We start from the raw sequence: 18107 nt of genomic DNA on the forward strand, positions 1-18107 counted from the left end.
TATCACATGCATCACGCGCCGATCTTGTTCCGGGCAACGGCCTTCCTATCTTTTGGGGGACGTATCAAGGACATGGGGTCGATGGACAACCACAGGGAATTGCTGATCGAACATCGGGTGGCAAATGACGCGCGATCGCCGCTGGTGGCCTATCTGCTGGCGCTGCTGCTGTGGGGCTTCGGCGCGCATCGGATGTATCTGGGCCGCTGGGTCAGCGGCCTTGTGATGCTGTTTCTTTGGGGACTTGGCTGGCTATTGACGCCGGTGCTGATCGGCTGGCCGCTCGTCGGCCTGGTCTGCCTGTGGGCACTGATCGACCTGTTCCTGATCCCCGGCATGATCCAGGACGACAAGGACGAGATCAGGCGGCGGCTAGGCTCTTCCCTTGGGTAAGCCCAGTGCAAGGCGCGGCCCAAAAGAACCGCGTGGGTTCCAACCATGCCGGTGGCCCATCAACACGCGAAGCCCGATCAGCAGCGAAGGCGCCCGTGGTCAACCGGGCACCGATCAGCCGCCAACCTGTCGCGGGTAACTATAGCTTACCTGCTCAACCCACCTGCAACGCTGGGCACATCGCCGGGAGCGAAGCCGTAATGCCGCAGCCAACGCAAGTCGCTTTCAAAGAACGCACGCAGGTCGGGAATGCCGTATTTCAGCATGGCAATGCGGTCGATGCCCATGCCGAAGGCAAACCCCTGCCATTCCTCGGGGTCGATCCCGCCGGCAGCCAGCACCGTGGGATGAACCATTCCCGAGCCGAGGATCTCCAGCCAGGATTCGCCTTGGCCGATGGTCAGCTTACCGCCCTCCCATGAGCAACGGATGTCGACCTCGGCCGAGGGCTCGGTGAAGGGGAAATGCGAGGCGCGAAACCGCAACTCAACCTCGTCCACCTCAAAAAAGGCGCGGCAGAATTCCTCCAGCGTCCATTTCAGGTTCGCCATCGAGATATCCTTGCCCAAGGCCAGCCCCTCGACCTGATGGAACATCGGCGTATGGGTCTGGTCCATGTCCATGCGATAGACGCGGCCCGGACAGATCACCCGGATCGGCGCGCCCGTGGCCTGCATGGCCCGGATCTGCACCGGCGAGGTATGGGTTCGCAGCACATGCGGCGGGCGCGGGTCATCGGCACCACGCGCCATGAAGAATGTGTCGTGTTCCTGCCGGGCGGGATGCTCGGGCGGGATGTTCAGCGCGTCGAAATTGAACCAGTCGCTTTCGATCTGCGGCCCCTCGGCCACACGAAATCCCATATCGGCAAAGATCGCGGTAACCTCCTCGGTCACCTGGCTGATGGGATGGATGGTGCCTTGGGGGCGCGGACGGCCCGGCAGGGTCACATCCAGCCATTCTTCCTTCAGCCGGGCGTCCAGCGCCGCATCCTCCAACCCCTGACGACGGGCGCGCAAGGCGGCGTCGATCTCGTCCTTCAGGCGGTTCAGGCCGGCACCGGTTGTCTGGCGCTCTTCCGGCGTCATCCGGCCCAGTTCCTTCATCATGCCGCTGATCTCGCCCTTTTTGCCAAGGGCGGCCAGACGCACCTGTTCCAGCGCCTCGGTATCGGTGGCGGCTGAGATACGGTCGAGATAGGACTGGCGAAGGGTGGTAAGGTCGGACATGGCAGGCTTCCTTGCGGTTCCCGCGCCGATTAGCACGCGGGCGCCGCAGGGAAAAGCCTCAGCGACCGAAGGTCTGCGCCACCAGCTCGGGCGGACGGCAAAGCCGCACACCGCCGGGGCCGCAAACAATGGGGCGCTCGACCAGCAAAGGGTTTTCGACCATGGCGGACAGGATATCCTCGTCGCTGGCCTGCGTCAGCCCGCGTGTCCCCGCATCCGTGCCCTTGACGCGCAGGGCCTGACGCGGGGACACGTCGGCTGCGGCAAACAGGCCCAGAAGCTGGGCGCGGGTCCAGCCGTCGCGGGCATAGTCGATAACCTCCGGCTCATGGCCAGCGTCGCGGATCATCTGCAGGACCTTGCGCGAGGTCGAGCAGGTCGGTTTGTGATAAATGGTGATCATGCCCGGACATTGACCCGCGCCGGACGGGCTTTCAAGAGCGTTCGGTGACCTTCAGCCACACCCCGCCCTGCGGCCGCAGCGTCAGGATCATGCGCGGCTGGGGTTGGCGCGCAGTCAGCTCAAAGCGGAATCGGGCAACCAGCGTCGCCAGGATGATAATTGCCTCCTGCATGGCAAAACTGGCACCGATGCAGATCCGGGGACCGGCGCCGAAGGGCAGAAAGGCAAAGCGATCGCGCACCGCGCCGGGGGCAAAACGGTCGGGATCGAAACGATCCGGGTCCTCCCAAAGCATATGGTGGCGATGCAGGGCATAGATCGGCAGCATGATCGTGTCGCCGGGCCGCACTTCGCGCCCTCCCAGAGTGTCGTGGATGCGGGCGGTGCGCGACAGAAAGGCGGCAGGAGGATAAAGCCGCAACGCCTCCTCGACCACCTGACGGATATAGGTCAGATGCGGCAGATCGGCGACAGTCGCCGCCCGGTCGCCCAGAATCGATCCGGCCTCGATGGCGGCCCGGTCCTGAACCTGCGGATCAAAGGCCAGCAGATAAAGCGCCCAGGCCAGCGTCAGCGCCGTGGTCTCATGCCCGGCCACGATGAAGGTCAGCAGGTTGTCGCGCAACTCGGCCGGGGTCATGCGGCGATGCGTCTCGGGGTCCTCGCCGGCGCGCAACAGGTCCAGCAGATCAGGGATCGGCCGCGGACCGCTACGGGCGCGGGCGCTGATCGCCTCGTCCGCGACACGCTTCATCCGCCGAAGATCGCCGCCCGAGAACAGCCGTCCCGGCCGGGGAATCCAGCCGGGCAGCCCCAATATATCCAGCACCGAAATCCGCGCGGTGCCGGCGATATAGGCGTCGATGGCCTGATGCACCGCGTCACGGTCAAAACCCTCGTCGCCGGAAAAGGTTACATCCGAAATCACCTCGAACGTGGCCGCGACCGTCTCGGCAAAGACATCGACCACGGCGCCCGAGGCAGCAAGCCGGCGGACGCTGGCTTCGGCGGCGGCAGTCATCACCGGGGCCAGCGCCTCGACATGCCGCTGGGCAAAGGCGGGCGCGGCGGCAAGGCGCTGCCAACGCCAATGCGCACCCTCGGCCACGAACATCGAACTGCCTATGGCCGGTTCCAGAATCAACCGCGTCACCAGAGATTTCGGGTAATCCGCCACGCGATCCTTCAGCACCTGGCACAGCGCTTCGGGGTCCATGACCATGTGCCAGCGCTTTCCGGTCTTGCCGGATACCATGGGCTGGCGGGTGGCGATCTCGGGGATCAGTTCCAGCACATTGCGCCGCGCCGTGACGGCACTGGCGACGATCCCCATCGGCTCGCGATGCAGGGGAACACGGGCAGGATAGCGAATGAGCGGACGATCCAAGGGCATCTCCGGCAGAACCCGCCAAGCCGGGCAAAGTTCCCGCCGACCTGATCCATTTCTTTCGTGCCAAAATATCCCGGAGGAACGCCGGGCCGGCCCCATCAAGGGGTCGACCCGGTGTGGGGGCAGAGCCCCCGTCCCTCTCCCAAAGCTCGACATGAAAAAACCCGCGCCTCTCGACGCGGGTCTTGTCGGTTCAGCCTGCTGCCCGGATCAGGCGGCGGCTTTTGCCTGGGCAACGACTGCTGCGAATGCCTCGGGCTCGTGAACGGCCAGATCAGCCAGGACCTTGCGGTCCACCTCGATCCCGGCTTTCGCCAGCGCGGCGATAAAGCGCGAATAGGTCATCTCGGCATCCACCGCGCGAACGGCCGCGTTGATGCGTTGGATCCACAGCGCGCGGAAGTTGCGCTTGCGCGTCTTGCGGTCGCGCGTCGCGTATTGGTTGGCCTTATCGACAGCCTGGGTCGCGGTGCGGAAGTTGCGCGAACGGTTGCCATAATAGCCCTTGGCCGCGTCCAGAACCTTCTTGTGACGGGCGTGGGTGATCTTACCCGATTTAACTCGTGCCATGTCCGGTTCTCCTTAGCGGTTGTAAGGCATGTATTTCTTGACGATCTTCGCGTCCGCATCGGACAGGATCATCGTCCCGGTCACGTCGCGGATGAATTTCGTCGAGCGCTTGATCATGCCATGGCGCTTGCCTGCCGGGCCGGCCTTGACCTTGCCCGTCGCCGTCATCGAGAACCGCTTCTTGGCGGCCGCTTTGGTCTTCATCTTCGGCATTTTACTCTCCTTGCGGTCAGAGTGAACACGCGACTCGGCAATGCCATCTCGGCCGGCCGCGTGGGTGGAAGCGTGCCCTATAGGCGGGCACGCGCGGATTGGCAAGTGTTATTGGCCTTCGGCCGATGCCTCGCCCTCGGTCGCGTCCGTGGTCGCATCAGGCGCGCCCTCGGCAGGGGTGTCAGCCGCACTTTCGGCGGCGGGGATATCGGCGGGCGCAACCTCGGGGGCAGGCTCTTCCGCCGCCGGGGTATCGGCCTCGGGCGCCTCGACAGCCGGCGTCTCCGCGGCGGGTTGCACATCCGCAGTCTCGGAGGCGGGCGCTGTCACCGGATCGGTACCCAGCGCAACCTGACCGTTCACCAACCGGTGCCAGCTTTCATACAGCGTCTGAAGGCCCAGTTGCCGCGGATCGCGCCAGCTGCCCACGAAAAGCAGCACCAGCCCCAGTGCCAGCGCAATAGCAGCGCCGCGCGGCGCCTGCGTGCGAACCACCGAAATGATGGCCAAAAGGACCGAAAGCGCGCAAAGCGCCACGCCGGCCAGCAGCAGGATGTCGATCATCTGATCACCTTTCCGTTGCAGATCTATCTGGAACTGCGCCTTATTCTGGATCGGTGCGATAGATCAAGCGCTCGTCGCAGGGAGCGATGCGCAGAATGTTGGTCGTACCCGGCACGTTGAAGGGCACCCCGGCCATGACGACGATCTGGTTCGATTCGTCGGCAAAGCCGAAATCCCGCGCCGCCTTGGCCGCGTTTACCACCGCTTGCTTGAACCGTTCCAGCGAGGGGGTCTGGACGCAATGCGTGCCCCAGGTCAGGCACAGCCGGCGCAGCGTGCCCTGTTCCGAGGACATGGCGACAATCGGTACCCGTGGCCGCTCGCGCGCGGTCAGGCTGGCAGTGGTCCCGGATTGGGTATAGGCACAGATGCAGGAAATATCGGTGGTTTCGGCGATCTCGCGCGCGGCGGCCACCATGGCGTCGGCAACGGTCTGACGCTTGGCGCTGCGCGAACTTTCGATGATGTCGCGATAAGTGGGATCCCCCTCGACCGAGCGGGCCACGTTGTCCATGGTGGCGACGGCCTCGACCGGATAGGCACCTGCAGCGCTTTCGGCAGAAAGCATCACCGCATCAGCACCCTCGTAAATGGCGGTGGCAACGTCCGAAACCTCAGCGCGGGTAGGCATGGGGCTTTCGATCATCGACTCCAGCATCTGGGTCGCGACGATCACCGGCTTGGCCGCCGCGCGGCAGGCGCGCACCAGCCGTTTCTGGATGGGCGGCACGGAATGCACCGGCAGTTCCACCCCCAGATCACCCCGCGCAACCATGATCCCATCCGAGACCTTGAGGATTTCACTGAATGCGCGAACGGCGGCAGGTTTCTCGATCTTGGACAGGATGGCTGCGCGACCCTTGGTCAACTCACGCGCCTCGATCACGTCCTCGGGCCGCTGCACAAAGGACAGCGCCAGCCAGTCCACCCCCATTTCGCAGGCGAACTCCAGATCGGCCCGGTCCTTTTCCGACAGCGCCGCCAGCGGCAGAACCACATCGGGTACGTTCACACCCTTGCGGTTCGAAATCGCGCCGCCGGCAGTTACCGTGCAATCGGCAAACTCTGGCCCGCAATCCCTGACACGCAGGCGGATCTTACCGTCGTTGACCAGAAGCTCGGCCCCGGGTTCCAGCGCGGCAAAAATCTCGGGGTGCGGCAATTGCACGCGGCTGGCATTACCCGGCGCCGGGTCCAGATCAAACCGAAAGGACTGCCCTTCAGCCAGATCATGCGGCCCTTCGGCAAAGGTGCCGACGCGCAGCTTTGGTCCTTGCAGGTCGGCAAGCACGGCGATGGGCCGGCCCGATTCGGCCTCGACCTTGCGGATGATGTCGTAGCGCGCGCGCTGCTCCTCATGCGTGCCATGGCTCATGTTCAGGCGGAATACGTCCGCGCCGGCCTCGAATAGAGATCGGATGGTCGCGAAATCGCTGGATGCCGGGCCCAAGGTTGCCACGATCTTGACCTTGCGATGCCGTCTCATCCGTCTCTCCATCCATGTTTGCGCTATCTTCGCCATAGTTATGGCCTATCGGGCCGGCTGCGGCAACTGGTGCTTGGTTTCGTAATTGCCTAAAGCTTTCTACACAAAAGGCGACGGACGAATGACGGCAAAGCCCTATTCCACGATCGGCGAAGACCGGCCCTCGCGCTGGCTGATCACTTGCGACCATGCGACGAACCGCGTGCCGGTCTGGATCGGCGGCGGCGATCTGGGCATCGCGCCGCGGGACATGGCCCGTCATATTGCATATGACGTGGGCGCCGCAGGGCTGACCCGTGCGCTGGCCGAGCGGTTGGACGCGCCGGCAATCCTGTCGGATTTCTCGCGTCTTGTGATCGATCCCAATCGGGGCGAGGACGACCCCACACTGGTGATGCGCATCTATGACGGCACGGTCATTCCCGCCAACCGCCACATCGACCCGGCCGAGCGCGAGCGTCGCCTTGAGCAGCTTTACCGTCCCTACCACGCCGCCTATGCCGCACTGGCGGCGACGCACCCCCACCGGGCGATCTGCGCCATCCACAGCTTTACCCGCCAGTTGCGTGGCCGTCCGCGCCGGCCTTGGGCGGTCGGGGTGCTTTATTCACATCGCGACAAGCGGCTGGGCCCGGCACTGGTGCGCGAATGCCGCGATCTTGGCTGGATCACCGGCGAGAACGAGCCCTATTCCGGCCATCTGGATGGCGATTCCATCGACCGCCACGCGTTGGCGCATGGCCGGCCGAACATATTGATCGAGGTCAGGAACGACCTGATCGCTGACGAGGCCGGCCAGCAGCTTTGGGCAGACCGTCTGGCCAGGGTGCTGGAGGGCTTTCTGACACGGCACGGCGTCTGAGCAAACCACAGCCGGCAGGACTGCCCCGCCAGAAGCGCCCGCGCCGGGCACCGCATCCGGTTTTACAGACCATGGAAAGATCAACGGAAAGGGGATGGGGTGGTAGGCCCGGAGGGCATCTAAAAATCGCGAAAAATATTACAAAATCAACGCAGTAGTGCCACCATTTTCCCGCGATAGCACCCAAATAGAAACAATCGGTTACGTTGAGGGTGCCCCCACTTACCAATCCATTCCGGCAAGCTTTTGCATCGCCTGATCCGCCAGCCTCGCGCGATCCGCGCCTTGGGTATAGATCTCGCTGGTCTTAGCGCTGGCGTGGCCGTGGACAGCCATGATGTGGTATTGGCTGGCACCATTCAGCGCCAGTAGTTCCCCCGCCGCCTTCCTGATCCCATGAGAGGAGAGCCCCTCAAGTCCAGCCTTCCCCGTCCAGTCCGCGAACTTGTTGCCAAATGAGTTCTTCGAGCTGAATGGCTGCCCCTGTTCGGTCAGGAGATAGGTGGGACCTACGACCGACTGAGCCCGTATTGCCTTAAGCAACGGGGGCAAGATCGGGATTTGCACGCGGGTCGATCCCTTCTTTTCTGGCTGCCAGTCAAGCCAAACGGCCCCATCCCGCTTCACCTCATTTTTCCGGCCGAGGTTGACCACGTCCCCAATCCGGCAAGCTGTGAACATGAACAGTGTGAGGGCAAGGTGAGCCATCGTGCCGAGAGGATAGCGTTTGCGGAAGGCCTGCAAGTCGTCAAGCGTCCATGGTTTGGCCCCGGTGCCTTGGTTTATTTTCTTTATGCCTGCCGCGGGATTGCTGCGAGCGTGCTTGCGGCGCTCCCCCCAATCATACATCGCGCGAACCGCTTTGATAAAATTGTCGGCGGCGCCCGGTGTATCAGCCTTCTTATCGCGTAGCAGGATCAACTGGCTTTGTGGCATCGCCAAGCTATATTCCCCGACCTCCGACCGCAGCCACGTCAGGAACGTGCTGCGTTGATGACAAGTCGAAGGGTGCATCTGTTCCGCCGCGACCGCGCGATCCATCTCTGCAATATAGAGGTCGACCAGCCAACCGACCGAGCCACGTATTGCGGCTACGCCATCTGGTTCGGCGTCTAGTCTGACCCCTGCCCTCGCGGCATGGTAATGCTCCATGAATTTCGGGTGCCCCGGCGCGACTGCGAGCGTGGTTTTCTTGGTCTTGTCACCCTCTTTCCTCACGACATATCGAATTCGCGAGCCTCTTTTCTCGGCATACAGGCCCGGAAACTCAACCTTCATCGCATCACTCATCTGGCCATTCCTTCGGCTGGAGAGTGTCCTGTGCCTTGGGTGGATCGACAAGAACAAATGGCACGATGCGCACCCTGCCCGGCTCAACAATGATCTCGACCCGATCGGGCGCCACACCTGCCTTGGCAAGAGCGTCCAGCGCGCGCGTCATATCAGTGCCCGAAACCGCTCTTGGCCGTGCCATCACGCCCTCCTCCTGATCTGGTCGAGGGCGTATCCGCCCCATTGCTCGGCGCAGGCCCGGGCGATCCCGTCAAAAGTCCTGCTGCGGATTTTCCATCGGTCGCGGCCCGGGCTGGCGCGGTGGATCCCCGACCATGCCTTGTGCCGCTCGGGCTCGGTTGTCGCTTTCGGCGGGATCAGCCGCTTGGTGGCGGTCAGTTGCGGCAGGCCGCGCAGATAGAACCCGGTCGCCTTGAACGCCGTCTCGCCGAACCACCATGGCTGGACAATCTGGGGCTTGGGCAGATCTACCGGCATGCGCTCACGGCCGTGCTTGTGCATGACCGGGTTTTCAACGGCTACGCGAGGGACGGGCGCCTTCCAGCAAGCTGAAAATAGCTCTGCGCCCTCGTCCAGAAGTCGCCACATGATGGCGAGCCGCGTCTCGCGCGACAGGATCGGCCATACTGCCTTCTCGGCGGGGGTCGCATCATTAGGCGGGTTCTTGGGCGGATCGATCAGCCACCGGACGCCGCTGTTGCATAGGCGCGTGCAGGGTGGATGGCAAACAACCAGCAGGTCCCAGCCATAGTCCAGATAATCCTGCACATTGCCGACGATGTGATGATTGCTGCCGTCCTCTGCCGGTAGAAGATCGATCGAGGTGGCATCGTGCCCGAGGGCGGCAAAGGCCCGGCGCATTACGCCCGAGGTCTCGCACAAGATGCCGACGCGAAGGGGACGGGTCATTCTGCCTCCATCCGGTCGATGTTGATTTCCCGGGCCTCGAATGAGACGGCGCAAACCCATGGGTTGCTGGCCCATGGGGCGCGCTCGGCGTTCAGACTATCCCAAAGGTCACGGAACGCGGATTTCCCCGTGGCGCGGCCGTTCTCGGTCCCGAACCACCATGTTTCAGCCGGCTGCCCAATGTCATAAACCGGCCGTATCTGGCGTGTCTCAACACCCTCGGCCCTCGCATCTTCCTCGCTAATGTCCTGCAACCGCTGCACGCACACATCGGTGACGTGCAGGGTCAAGCGGCTAGCCCAGCGGGGCATGTGGATCGAGGGTCGCCATGGATAGCCGCGGACGGACTTGTCGGCGTCCGCAAGCGTATCGGCAGCAGCATAGCGTAGATCGCAGGTCCTGCTTTTGGTGGGCTGGTAATCCCCGAACGAAAGTCCCTGCCATTTCTCACGCACCCACAGGCGGTCACCGACCCGATAGGCTCCGATCCAGTCTGACCAGTCCAATCTTCCCTTGTCGCCTTCACCGCGTTTCAGCAGCCAATAATCTCCGCGCTCGCTGTCCTCCCAGCCCCAGCATGACGGGTCATGCGTGCAACCGCGTGGGCCGATATAATCGGGTTTGCATCCGGCGAGTTTGATCACCCGCCGCGTCTGCGTCTTACGGCCTTCGAGGATCGCGCGGACCATGGGGCCGCTGAAAAGGATGGGGCGATCAGCCATCACCGTTCCCCCGCCAAAACAGCTCGGTCGTGTTCCGCCTGCCGGTCAGCTGCCGACGGAAAGAAGACAGCAGCGTGCCGGTTCAACACATGGGCCACTTTCAGCATCGTCTCATCGGGATCGGACCACATATCCTGCGGCATCAGCAGCAGCGGTGCCCGCAGCGGAATAGACGTGCAGCCGTCCGCCCTGCGGCGCGGCTTGTCGCCGCAGTAAACCGCCAGGGCGCCGCGCGTCGGGATCGTGCAGGACGTGGGCAGCACTGTGAAATATTCGTCATCAGCCATGGCGCACCTCGCATCCCTCGGGCTTTTCGCCCTCGGCCGTCGGCAGAAACCCTTTGCCCCGAAGGACGGCCGGCGCTTCCAGTGCCGGGTCCATCGCGCGGGCTTCATGGACGATCCCGATGGCAAGAGTGTCCACGGCGTCGTGCAGGTCGAGGCGATGGTGGAAAATGGTTAAGGGCTTGGACGAGGTTCAGGCTGACCTGATCCGGCGCCTCTACAACGTGCGACTGGCGGCGAAGCAGGAGGCGCGCACGCAGGGAGAGGGGGTCGCGGCGGCCGCCCGGTATCTTGCCCCTCACGATGATGGCGATCTGATTAGATCCATCCGTGTCGAAGATGTGGATTCGGTTACGACCAGCAAGGGCGAGCGCGATTTTATCGGCGTCTCGATAAAGGCAGGCGACGAAAAAACGGTCGTCACCAATAGCAGCGGCGGCCGGTTCCAGAACGCGAGGATTCAGGAGTTCGGGACGAAGGCACGGGCCGCAAATCCGTTCTTCTTCCCGGCGTGGAAAGCAAACCGTCGCCGGGTTCGATCTGCTATCAGCCGGGCTGTTCGGAAGGCCTGGACGAGCTAACCAGTGTCTCGCAGTAGCTTAGGCGGTCGCGCGTTGCGAAGGTGGGTGCGCTGTTGCTCTTACCCCACGCGACAATCAGTGCTGCGCAGTCCTCAGCCTCTTCTGCCGTATCAGCGAGGGTATTAACGCAAGCCGACAAATCCCCTTCCGTGCCTGCTAGCTGCAACGCTCCGGGGGAATACCAGTCTCCGACTGCAGCACGACAATCCGAAAATCGCTGCGCATCCCGGATTTGCTCGCGCAACTCAGCGTCAGCCTTCGCGGCTTGCCGCATTTGGTTGCGGTCATACAGCCAGAAAGATCCGGCGGCGATTACGACGATGCAGGCAGCGGCAACAAGGAATTGGACAGTTTTACTCAAGGCATCCTCCACGGTTAGCGAAGGATAGTTCCATGCCAAGACAAAGGAAATGGCGTGTCCTTCGCACTTTCGAGTGGGCGCCCAAACGCAACATCATCATGATTTACCGTGCCGGAGAAGTCCACGCTGGCCTGACGCGGGCCTGCCGCCAGAAGGCAGGCGACCGCATCGAAGAAATCCGGGGCTGATCCCGGCCGCCCATTCCGTCGCACCCTTGGGCAAGGTGCTACATCATCAGGAGCCTACCATGGCGAAACCAGTCACTTATGCTGGGTCGATGGTCGCGATCTATCTGGAAAGCACGACCCCCGGCCAGTTCACCCGCCCTTGCGGCCTGACAAGCCACACGGCCACTTTTACGAAGAATACAACCGAAGTGAACGTGCCTGATTGCGATGACCCAGAATTGGCTTCGTGGATCGAGCGCGGTGTTGAAAGTCTCGATTTCAACGCGTCAGGGAATGGCGTTCTCGCTGCCGAGGCGGTCGAGGTGTGGTGGGATGCCTTCAACACGACCGAAAGTATCAATGCCCGGATCTATATCGGCGCCCCGGACAACGTGACGGATGGAAAATACTGGGCCGGGAAGGTCCACGTTACCAGCTTCGAGGTGTCTGGCGAACGTGGCGGCAAGGCGCAGGCAAGTATCGCCATCGTGTCGGATGGTGAGATGACCCTGAACGATGTGACGGCCCCCTGATGGAGCCGTTGCGCTGGAACTGGCCGAGCGGGGAAGATGAATTTCTTCTGCGCATCGGTGAACTTGAGGCGCTTGACGACCAAACCGCTCAGGGCGTTCTCGATCTTCGCTATCGCCTAATCCAAGGCCATGAACGAGGCGGCTTCGAGAATGCGCCGGTCAGGGTTCGGGAAATCCTAGCTTGTCTGCGGCTGGGCCTTATCGGCGCTGGCATGGATCGGCATATCGCGGAGCGGAAGGTCAAGCAGGCATTTGACGAGGCTGATATTGCCAGCCTGAACCTGCTGGCTTTCACGATCATCAGCCGTGCTTTCGCCGCGAAGGATCATGACCCGTTGGGGGAGGCCGAGGGGGAAACGGAGAAAGCCGAATCCGCTTCTCCCGCGTCTACGGTAACGGCGCAGCCATCGGCTTCACCCCGGCCCAAGTCAAAGAAATGACATTCTGGGAGTTCCAGGCCTGCATGCAGGGATGGAACAAGTCTCAGGGCGGCGGGCACCATTACAACGGCGATCCTTTGACCGACGCCGAATACGACGCCTTGTGCGAATTGGGAGATATGTGGAATGGCGCAAACACCTGAGGCCGCGCTTGAACTGCCAATCGGCGTTGCGGCCGAGATCGACCGCCAGCGGCGCGAGGCCTTTGCCTGGGGCCGACAGGACTGCGCCCTTGGCTTGGTCAGCGGATCGGTGCGGGCCATCACGGGTGTCGATCTGGCGGTCGGTTATCGCGGCAAGTATCGCGGCCCCGCAGCGGCGCTGCGCATCCTGCGCGATGAGGGTTGCGAGACGCTGGCCGATTTCGCCGCGACCAAGCTGCCCGAGATCGGCCCGGCCATGGCCCGGATCGGAGATGTGGGCGTGATCGAGGCCGATGGCCCGCTGGGTCAGGCGTTTTGCATTGTCGATGCCACCGGCCTGATCGTGATGACAGAAGCCGGGCACGGGCGCAGGCCGCGTGCCGACATGATCCGCGCATTCCGGGTCGGAGAATAGCCTTGAAGAAAATCGCGATTATCGCCGCCGCGCTCGCGCTGGTGGCCGGTCCCGCTCATGCCGGGCCTGTGGCCGCTGCTGTCGCATGGGTAGGCAAAGTCCTCGCCGCGAACACGCTTATGGGCATCGCGGCCAGAATGGTCGTCAGCGCGGGCCTGTCCCTGCTGTCGCAGGCGCTAATGAAAAAGCCGTCGCAGCCCGGATCGGACGTCCAGTTCGACATCAAGCTGGGCGACGAACACCCGCTGACCTTCGTGGTCGGCGACTATGTGACGGCCGGCAAGCGCAAGTACCTCGGCTCATGGGGCACGAATACCCGGTTTATCACCGAGGTGATCGAGGTGTCGGCCCTGCCGCAGGGTTTGTCGGGCCTTTGGGTGGATGATGAGCCGGGCGTATTCGTCACGGGGCGGCGGGGCTATGTCCCGGCCTCGGCCAGCCCGTCCAACATCGGCAATATCACCGAAGGCGCGACCGTGCCGGGCGGCGCGCTCGACCTGGGCACGCCGCTGGACAACTACCGCGACAATGCCGACAGCACCGAACCCCGGATCTGGGTCAAGTGGATCAATGGGACGCAAACCGCCGCCGATCCGCTGCTGACATGGGCATTCGGCGGCGACCCGGATTACCCGTGGACCGCCGCCATGATCGGCACGGGGAAAAGCTATGCCATCGTCACGACGCAGTATGACCATGACACCCTGCTCAACTATCCCACCTATCTGTTCCAGCCTGCGCCGCTGGCGGTCTATGACCCGCGTCTCGACAGCACCAATGGCGGCAGCGGTCCGCAACGCTGGAACAACCCGGCAACATGGCAGCCAAGCCGCAACCCGGCCGTCATCGCCTATAACATCGCCCGCGGCATCTACTATGGCGGCGAATGGGTGTTCGGCGGCCGGAACCTGCCCGCGTGGCGGTTGCCGGTGGCGGAATGGATCGCTGCGGCGAACGAGTGCGATGCATCCGAACCGCTGGCCGGTGGCGGCTCCGAGCCGGCCTATCGTTGTGGTGCGGAAATCAGCGTGGACATGGCTGCGGCCGATGTGCTCGAAGAAATCGGCCGCGCCGGCAACATGCGGTTTGCCGAGGTCGGCGGCCAGTTGAAGCCCGTTGTCGGGCTGCCCGGTGCGGCGGTCTATTCCTTTACCGACGACGAGATCATCATCACCGAGGGGCAGAGCTTCCGGCCGTTTGTGCCGGTGTCGGAAACCTTCAACGCGATCAGCGCCACCTATCCCGAGCCGGCCGAGAAATGGGCGACCAAGGACAGCCCGGAATATATCGACACCGATGCTACGGCGGACGATGGCGACCGCTACCTGCCGACCTCGATCAGCTACCCGGCCGCCCCCTTTGCGCAGCAGGTGCAGCGGCTGCAACGGTCGATGCTGCAGGATTACCGCCGCATGCGTCGGCACCAGTTCCACCTGCCGCCGGAAGCCTATTCGCTGGAACCGGGCGTGGACATGGTGTCGTGGACCAGCCAGCGCAACGGCTACATCTCCAAGCTGTTCGTGGTGGAATCGGTCGCCAAGACGCCGGGCATGAATGTGCTGGTCAGTCTGCGCGAGGTCGATCCGAGCGATTACGACTGGTCGTCAGATTTCGAAATGCCCGTCGTCATCACCCCGCCCAAGGGACCGTCGCCCTATGTCCAGAATGTGCCCGGGCTGACGTTCACTGCGGCCAGCATCCGTGACGGCGCCGGGCAGCCGCGCCGGCCCGCCATCCTTGCCGCGTGCAGCAGCGACCAGACCGGCGTCACGGATATCCAGATACAGGCCCGCGTTGCGGGCGAAGATATCACCATCGACACGATCCGCCCCTATGTGGCGCCACATAGCTGGTACCTGCGGGACGTGCTGCCCGACACGCTCTATCAGTGCCGCGCGCGGCTCATGTCGCGGCTCACGCCGAAATCGCCGTGGTCCACATGGCACGACGTGGCGACGCTGGATATCACCCTGACCATCGAGGACATGGCCGACGATATCCTTGAGGAAATGAAGGATGTCGCGCGCCGGGCTGGCGTGACGCCGGTGGAAAGCCTGCCGGCCAGCGGTGAGCCGAACCAGATCGTCATGCTGGTGCCTGACGGCGTCCTGTATCGCTGGGACGAGGATGCCGGGGAGTGGACGACCGCGATCTATGCGGGCATCCCTGACGGTGCGATTGATCCTGCAAAGTTTGCTCAGGGCATCGAGCCGGTCACCATCATAACCGATCCACCACTGCCGACCACCAAGTCCACGGAACTGATTTTCTACGTTCCCGAGGGCAAACAATATCGCTGGAACGGTACTGCCTACATATCCTCGATTCCTGTCGTTGATCTCGACGGCCAGTTGATTGGCGATCAGCTTGAGGATAGCGCCGTTACGCCCGCTAAGCTTGCGGTCATTCCGGGTCATAACCTTGTAACCGATCCTAAAATGTTGATCCAAGCAGAATGGTTTTTGCAGAATTCCGTTGCTGCTTGGACGTATTCGCCCGGTAAGTGGTCACTCAATCTTGCTGCAATTGTGTCCACCCCTAACTTGCGCAACAGGGTTGGCGGCGTTCCTATTGGTGCCGGGCTGCGCTATCGTTCGTCGTTCACTGTCACAAATACAACCGCAACACAGTGCAACGTGCGGACGGGGTTCTTTTGGTACGATGAAAACGGCGCGTACATAAACGCAACTTGGGGAGCATATCAGGTTGTAAACGGCTCAACGCCGGTTGTGATCAGCGCCGACCTGAACGCATTAACCGGCGCTAAGTTTGCTGCGGCTGCCATTCAGTTCAACACATCCGGGGCGGCGAACGATGGTATCGTTGAGGTTTCGCAACCTGAAATGATACACATCAATTCGTCCGACACGATTGCCGATAGTGCCATTACCACTGCTAAGATCGTCAACGATGCGATTAATGCCGCCAAGATTGCCAATAATGCCGTCGAAGCGGCGAAGATCGCGGCGGGCGCGGTAACCGAAACGAAGATTTCGGACAACGCGATCACCACTCCGAAAGTTGTCGCGGGCGCAATTGAGACGAGCAAAATCGCGGCGGGCGCGGTCGCGGCGGATAAGATCGCGGCCAATGCCGTCGAGGCAGCCAAGATCGCGGCGGGGGCAGTCACAACGGCCAAGCTGGATGCGCTGGCGGTCACCGCCGAGAAGGTTGCGGCCGGCGCAATCGAAACCAACAAGCTGGCCGCCAACTCTGTAACCGCAGCCAAGATACTGGCCGGCGCAATCGAGACGGCCAAGCTCGCGGCCAATGCTGTCACGGCTGACAAGATCCTTGCTGGTGCGATCACCACCATCAAGCTCGATGCCCTCGCCGTCACGGCCGACAAGCTGGCCGTGAACGCGGTGACGGCCGACAAGATCGCGGCCAATGCCATTACGGTGGGCAAGATCGCGGCGGGCGCGGTCGGCGCCGATCAGATTGCCGCCAACGCCATCGCGGCGCGTCATCTGATGGTGGCCGACTTCACCAACTTGGTACCCAACGCGGACATCTCCGACGCGCCGTCCTGGACTATCCCGGCTGCCTGGAGTCGCGGAAACTCAGGCCCGTACGTGCGCTCGGGGTATTGGCTGTATATTGACGTTGCGACGGGGGAAACCGGGAACAGCCCGACGGTTATTTCGCAGCGGTTCTCGGTTGAGGTCGGAAGCGAGTATCTGGGGCGCTTCCAAGCCCGGACAAATGGTCCGACGCAAACTGGGCATGTCAACGTCAACGTCCAGTGGTTTGATAATTCCGATACGTCACTCGGTTTTGGGTCGATCCACAACGCTTCTGTAACGAATATCGTGACCGATTACTCGGCAATTTTAACGCCCCCCGCAAATGCGGTGCGCGCCGAATTCCGCATGACGGTAAACCGGACAAATAGCGATGGACGGATTTACATAGCATCGCCGGAAATTCGCCGTCGGAATGGCGGGGAACTGATCGTTGAAGGGGCGATTACCACTAACAAGCTCGCTGCGGGTTCAGTGACTGCCGACGCAATCGCTGCCGGGGCCATCGTGGCATCTGCTATTGCCACGGGCGCAGTGACGGCTGCTAAAATCGCTGCGAGCGCGATCACAACCATCAAGCTTGCGGCTGGTGCTGTCACCGCCGATAAAATCACCGTCGCAAACCTGTCGGCTCTTGGTATCACGGTCGGGTCGGCTGACATAGCAACCGCCGCCATCACCAGTGCAAAGATCGCTGACTTGTCGGTCGGGACGATCAAGATCGCAAACAACGCAATTTCGACCTATCGCCAAGCGTATACCGCCGGAAACATTACAATCGGGGCAAACCAAAGTGGTGTGATCCAAACGCTCACGGTCACGCCGGGGCGTTCCGGTCCATTGAAAATTGACTTTCAGTTTTTGCGGGCCGGTGCCGCAACCGGGTTCGACGTCCGGTTGGTTAAAAACGGCAATGTAATGATATCGGATGACCTCGCGCCGGGGCGGTTAATTAGCAATCGCTACGTTTTAAGTTTTGTCGATGTAGCCGCTGCAGCGGGCGTTTCCGCGACATATACGGTTGAGGTTGTGGTTGCTGCTGGTGGCGGCAACTTTATAGCAAGTCAAAGGTTCCTTGGTGCGCTGGATATTATAAAATGATTTGGCGCCCGCTCATAATCTGCTAACTTAATCCACAAGGAAGGAAACCGACCAATGCAATACAGAATTACCAACAAGAAGAACCAAACAGCCACGCTCGAAGCGGATCGTTATGAAATCGATGGGTCAGGAACCCGGTTTTATGGCGAGAACGACGAAGTTATCGCGTCGTTCTACGATGGGGAAATTATCTCCGTTGCGCCGGCCGCGCTGCAATTCGATTCGGGCGATGAATCGTAAAGCGCGGCGTCGTGCCGCTAGCATCTCAAAGAGGAAACCCAAGATTATGAACGCAGTAGCATTGCGCGCCGCGCTGGAAGAGTCGAAAGCGGAAAACGAGTATCTGCGCCAAAGAAACCTGAACCTGCGGATCGCGATTGAAAACCTGTCGCAGCAGGTGGCGGATCTGACGCCGAACGAGGAAGCCGCAGAAGGCGAAGCCGAGGCGGCCCCCGCTCAGTAAGGCTGCCGGAAGGCCGATGCAGACAGCCCGCCTCGCGCGGGCTTTTTTCATGACCAAACGG

The 18107-nt window shown here is 62.2% G+C and carries 22 protein-coding genes; 9 read left to right on the forward strand and 13 right to left on the reverse strand.

All coding sequences use genetic code 11. The features are described from left to right. Positions 1 to 81 precede the first annotated feature (81 nt). Entirely contained in the window at positions 82 to 393 is a 312-nt protein-coding gene (locus tag JWJ88_RS08545; RefSeq protein ID WP_205293688.1) for a TM2 domain-containing protein, read from the forward strand. A 146-nt stretch (positions 394 to 539) separates the two neighbouring features. Here the strand turns inward: JWJ88_RS08545 and pheS are convergent, their stop codons facing one another. From pheS to pyk, 7 genes are all read right to left on the reverse strand, one after another. Then, positions 540 to 1622 carry a phenylalanine--tRNA ligase subunit alpha gene (pheS, locus tag JWJ88_RS08550; protein ID WP_205293689.1) on the reverse strand — a complete coding sequence of 361 codons (1083 nt, stop codon included), beginning with the start codon at positions 1620 to 1622 and terminating at the stop codon, positions 540 to 542. A 58-nt stretch (positions 1623 to 1680) separates the two neighbouring features. Further along, positions 1681 to 2025, reverse strand: coding sequence for an arsenate reductase family protein (locus JWJ88_RS08555; protein WP_205293690.1), 345 nt, complete (start codon positions 2023 to 2025; stop codon positions 1681 to 1683). Positions 2026 to 2056: 31 nt separating this feature from the next. Beyond that, entirely contained in the window at positions 2057 to 3418 is a 1362-nt protein-coding gene (locus tag JWJ88_RS08560) for a cytochrome P450 (RefSeq protein WP_205293691.1), read from the reverse strand. Between the two features lie 207 nt (positions 3419 to 3625). Beyond that, positions 3626 to 3985, reverse strand: a complete 360-nt coding sequence (rplT, locus tag JWJ88_RS08565; RefSeq protein ID WP_011748559.1) for a 50S ribosomal protein L20 — start codon at positions 3983 to 3985, stop codon at positions 3626 to 3628. Between the two features lie 12 nt (positions 3986 to 3997). After that, positions 3998 to 4198: a 50S ribosomal protein L35 gene (gene rpmI, locus JWJ88_RS08570; protein WP_115754184.1), complete on the reverse strand. Its 201-nt coding sequence runs from the start codon at positions 4196 to 4198 to the stop codon at positions 3998 to 4000. 108 nt (positions 4199 to 4306) lie between these two features. After that, positions 4307 to 4762, reverse strand: a complete 456-nt coding sequence (locus tag JWJ88_RS08575; protein ID WP_205293692.1) for a hypothetical protein — start codon at positions 4760 to 4762, stop codon at positions 4307 to 4309. Between the two features lie 40 nt (positions 4763 to 4802). After that, positions 4803 to 6248, reverse strand: a complete 1446-nt coding sequence (pyk, locus tag JWJ88_RS08580) for a pyruvate kinase (RefSeq protein ID WP_205293693.1) — start codon at positions 6246 to 6248, stop codon at positions 4803 to 4805. 121 nt (positions 6249 to 6369) lie between these two features. Between pyk and JWJ88_RS08585 the strand changes: the two genes are divergently transcribed. Beyond that, positions 6370 to 7110, forward strand: coding sequence for an N-formylglutamate amidohydrolase (locus JWJ88_RS08585; protein WP_205293694.1), 741 nt, complete (start codon positions 6370 to 6372; stop codon positions 7108 to 7110). Between the two features lie 222 nt (positions 7111 to 7332). Here JWJ88_RS08585 and JWJ88_RS08590 read toward each other — a convergent pair whose 3' ends face one another. Genes JWJ88_RS08590 through JWJ88_RS08615 form a run of 6 tightly spaced genes read right to left on the reverse strand, consistent with a single transcriptional unit; the run spans position 7333 to position 10457 of the window. After that, positions 7333 to 8400, reverse strand: a complete 1068-nt coding sequence (locus JWJ88_RS08590; protein ID WP_240200135.1) for a tyrosine-type recombinase/integrase — start codon at positions 8398 to 8400, stop codon at positions 7333 to 7335. Then, positions 8393 to 8584, reverse strand: coding sequence for a hypothetical protein (locus JWJ88_RS08595; RefSeq protein ID WP_205293695.1), 192 nt, complete (start codon positions 8582 to 8584; stop codon positions 8393 to 8395). Before JWJ88_RS08595 ends, JWJ88_RS08590 begins: the two co-directional genes overlap by 8 nt. Then, complete coding sequence (locus tag JWJ88_RS08600; protein ID WP_205293696.1) at positions 8584 to 9312, reverse strand: hypothetical protein; 729 nt, start codon at positions 9310 to 9312, stop codon at positions 8584 to 8586. Before JWJ88_RS08600 ends, JWJ88_RS08595 begins: the two co-directional genes overlap by 1 nt. After that, the gene (locus JWJ88_RS08605) at positions 9309 to 10034 is read right to left on the reverse strand and encodes a hypothetical protein (protein WP_205293697.1); all 726 of its coding nucleotides are present in this window, start codon (positions 10032 to 10034) and stop codon (positions 9309 to 9311) included. The genes JWJ88_RS08600 and JWJ88_RS08605 overlap by 4 nt, the downstream gene beginning before the upstream one ends. Next, complete coding sequence (locus JWJ88_RS08610) at positions 10034 to 10321, reverse strand: hypothetical protein (RefSeq protein WP_205293698.1); 288 nt, start codon at positions 10319 to 10321, stop codon at positions 10034 to 10036. Before JWJ88_RS08610 ends, JWJ88_RS08605 begins: the two co-directional genes overlap by 1 nt. Next, the gene (locus tag JWJ88_RS08615; RefSeq protein ID WP_205293699.1) at positions 10314 to 10457 is read right to left on the reverse strand and encodes a hypothetical protein; all 144 of its coding nucleotides are present in this window, start codon (positions 10455 to 10457) and stop codon (positions 10314 to 10316) included. The genes JWJ88_RS08610 and JWJ88_RS08615 overlap by 8 nt, the downstream gene beginning before the upstream one ends. A 43-nt stretch (positions 10458 to 10500) precedes the next feature. On the opposite strand from JWJ88_RS08615, the gene JWJ88_RS08620 reads away from it, so the two are divergent. The 7 genes from JWJ88_RS08620 (at position 10501) to JWJ88_RS08650 (ending at position 18046) form a co-directional block, all read left to right on the forward strand. Continuing rightward, complete coding sequence (locus JWJ88_RS08620; protein ID WP_240200136.1) at positions 10501 to 10899, forward strand: HK97-gp10 family putative phage morphogenesis protein; 399 nt, start codon at positions 10501 to 10503, stop codon at positions 10897 to 10899. A gap of 608 nt (positions 10900 to 11507) precedes the next feature. Continuing rightward, positions 11508 to 11960, forward strand: coding sequence for a phage tail tube protein (locus JWJ88_RS08625; protein WP_205293701.1), 453 nt, complete (start codon positions 11508 to 11510; stop codon positions 11958 to 11960). Then, complete coding sequence (locus JWJ88_RS08630) at positions 11960 to 12400, forward strand: GTA-gp10 family protein (RefSeq protein ID WP_205293702.1); 441 nt, start codon at positions 11960 to 11962, stop codon at positions 12398 to 12400. Before JWJ88_RS08625 ends, JWJ88_RS08630 begins: the two co-directional genes overlap by 1 nt. A gap of 126 nt (positions 12401 to 12526) precedes the next feature. Further along, entirely contained in the window at positions 12527 to 12958 is a 432-nt protein-coding gene (locus tag JWJ88_RS08635) for a DUF6950 family protein (protein WP_205293703.1), read from the forward strand. Positions 12959 to 12960: 2 nt separating this feature from the next. After that, positions 12961 to 17583, forward strand: coding sequence for a phage tail protein (locus tag JWJ88_RS08640; protein ID WP_205293704.1), 4623 nt, complete (start codon positions 12961 to 12963; stop codon positions 17581 to 17583). Positions 17584 to 17637: 54 nt separating this feature from the next. Further along, a complete protein-coding gene (locus tag JWJ88_RS08645; protein ID WP_205293705.1) occupies positions 17638 to 17823 on the forward strand; it encodes a hypothetical protein in 186 nt (61 codons plus the stop codon). A gap of 46 nt (positions 17824 to 17869) precedes the next feature. Next, on the forward strand, positions 17870 to 18046 hold the full coding sequence (locus JWJ88_RS08650; RefSeq protein WP_205293706.1) for a hypothetical protein: 177 nt from the start codon (positions 17870 to 17872) through the stop codon (positions 18044 to 18046). The last annotated feature ends 61 nt before the right edge of the window (positions 18047 to 18107 follow it).

This window comes from Paracoccus methylovorus (assembly GCF_016919705.1).
GTDB classification, from domain to species: domain Bacteria; phylum Pseudomonadota; class Alphaproteobacteria; order Rhodobacterales; family Rhodobacteraceae; genus Paracoccus; species Paracoccus methylovorus.

Bases quoted from the DNA above. Each gene is read 5' to 3' on its own strand.
- JWJ88_RS08590 (WP_240200135.1), bottom strand. From the start codon at position 8,400: ATGAGTGATGCGATGAAGGTTGAGTTTCCGGGCCTGTATGCCGAGAAA.
- rpmI (WP_115754184.1), bottom strand. From the start codon at position 4,198: ATGCCGAAGATGAAGACCAAAGCGGCCGCCAAGAAGCGGTTCTCGATG.
- JWJ88_RS08635 (WP_205293703.1), top strand. From the start codon at position 12,527: ATGGCGCAAACACCTGAGGCCGCGCTTGAACTGCCAATCGGCGTTGCG.
- JWJ88_RS08650 (WP_205293706.1), top strand. From the start codon at position 17,870: ATGAACGCAGTAGCATTGCGCGCCGCGCTGGAAGAGTCGAAAGCGGAA.
- JWJ88_RS08645 (WP_205293705.1), top strand. From the start codon at position 17,638: ATGCAATACAGAATTACCAACAAGAAGAACCAAACAGCCACGCTCGAA.
- JWJ88_RS08575 (WP_205293692.1), bottom strand. From the start codon at position 4,762: ATGATCGACATCCTGCTGCTGGCCGGCGTGGCGCTTTGCGCGCTTTCG.
- JWJ88_RS08625 (WP_205293701.1), top strand. From the start codon at position 11,508: ATGGCGAAACCAGTCACTTATGCTGGGTCGATGGTCGCGATCTATCTG.
- JWJ88_RS08600 (WP_205293696.1), bottom strand. From the start codon at position 9,312: ATGACCCGTCCCCTTCGCGTCGGCATCTTGTGCGAGACCTCGGGCGTA.
- pheS (WP_205293689.1), bottom strand. From the start codon at position 1,622: ATGTCCGACCTTACCACCCTTCGCCAGTCCTATCTCGACCGTATCTCA.
- rplT (WP_011748559.1), bottom strand. From the start codon at position 3,985: ATGGCACGAGTTAAATCGGGTAAGATCACCCACGCCCGTCACAAGAAG.
- JWJ88_RS08555 (WP_205293690.1), bottom strand. From the start codon at position 2,025: ATGATCACCATTTATCACAAACCGACCTGCTCGACCTCGCGCAAGGTC.
- JWJ88_RS08630 (WP_205293702.1), top strand. From the start codon at position 11,960: ATGGAGCCGTTGCGCTGGAACTGGCCGAGCGGGGAAGATGAATTTCTT.
- JWJ88_RS08595 (WP_205293695.1), bottom strand. From the start codon at position 8,584: ATGGCACGGCCAAGAGCGGTTTCGGGCACTGATATGACGCGCGCGCTG.
- JWJ88_RS08605 (WP_205293697.1), bottom strand. From the start codon at position 10,034: ATGGCTGATCGCCCCATCCTTTTCAGCGGCCCCATGGTCCGCGCGATC.
- JWJ88_RS08545 (WP_205293688.1), top strand. From the start codon at position 82: ATGGACAACCACAGGGAATTGCTGATCGAACATCGGGTGGCAAATGAC.
- JWJ88_RS08610 (WP_205293698.1), bottom strand. From the start codon at position 10,321: ATGGCTGATGACGAATATTTCACAGTGCTGCCCACGTCCTGCACGATC.
- pyk (WP_205293693.1), bottom strand. From the start codon at position 6,248: ATGAGACGGCATCGCAAGGTCAAGATCGTGGCAACCTTGGGCCCGGCA.
- JWJ88_RS08560 (WP_205293691.1), bottom strand. From the start codon at position 3,418: ATGCCCTTGGATCGTCCGCTCATTCGCTATCCTGCCCGTGTTCCCCTG.
- JWJ88_RS08585 (WP_205293694.1), top strand. From the start codon at position 6,370: ATGACGGCAAAGCCCTATTCCACGATCGGCGAAGACCGGCCCTCGCGC.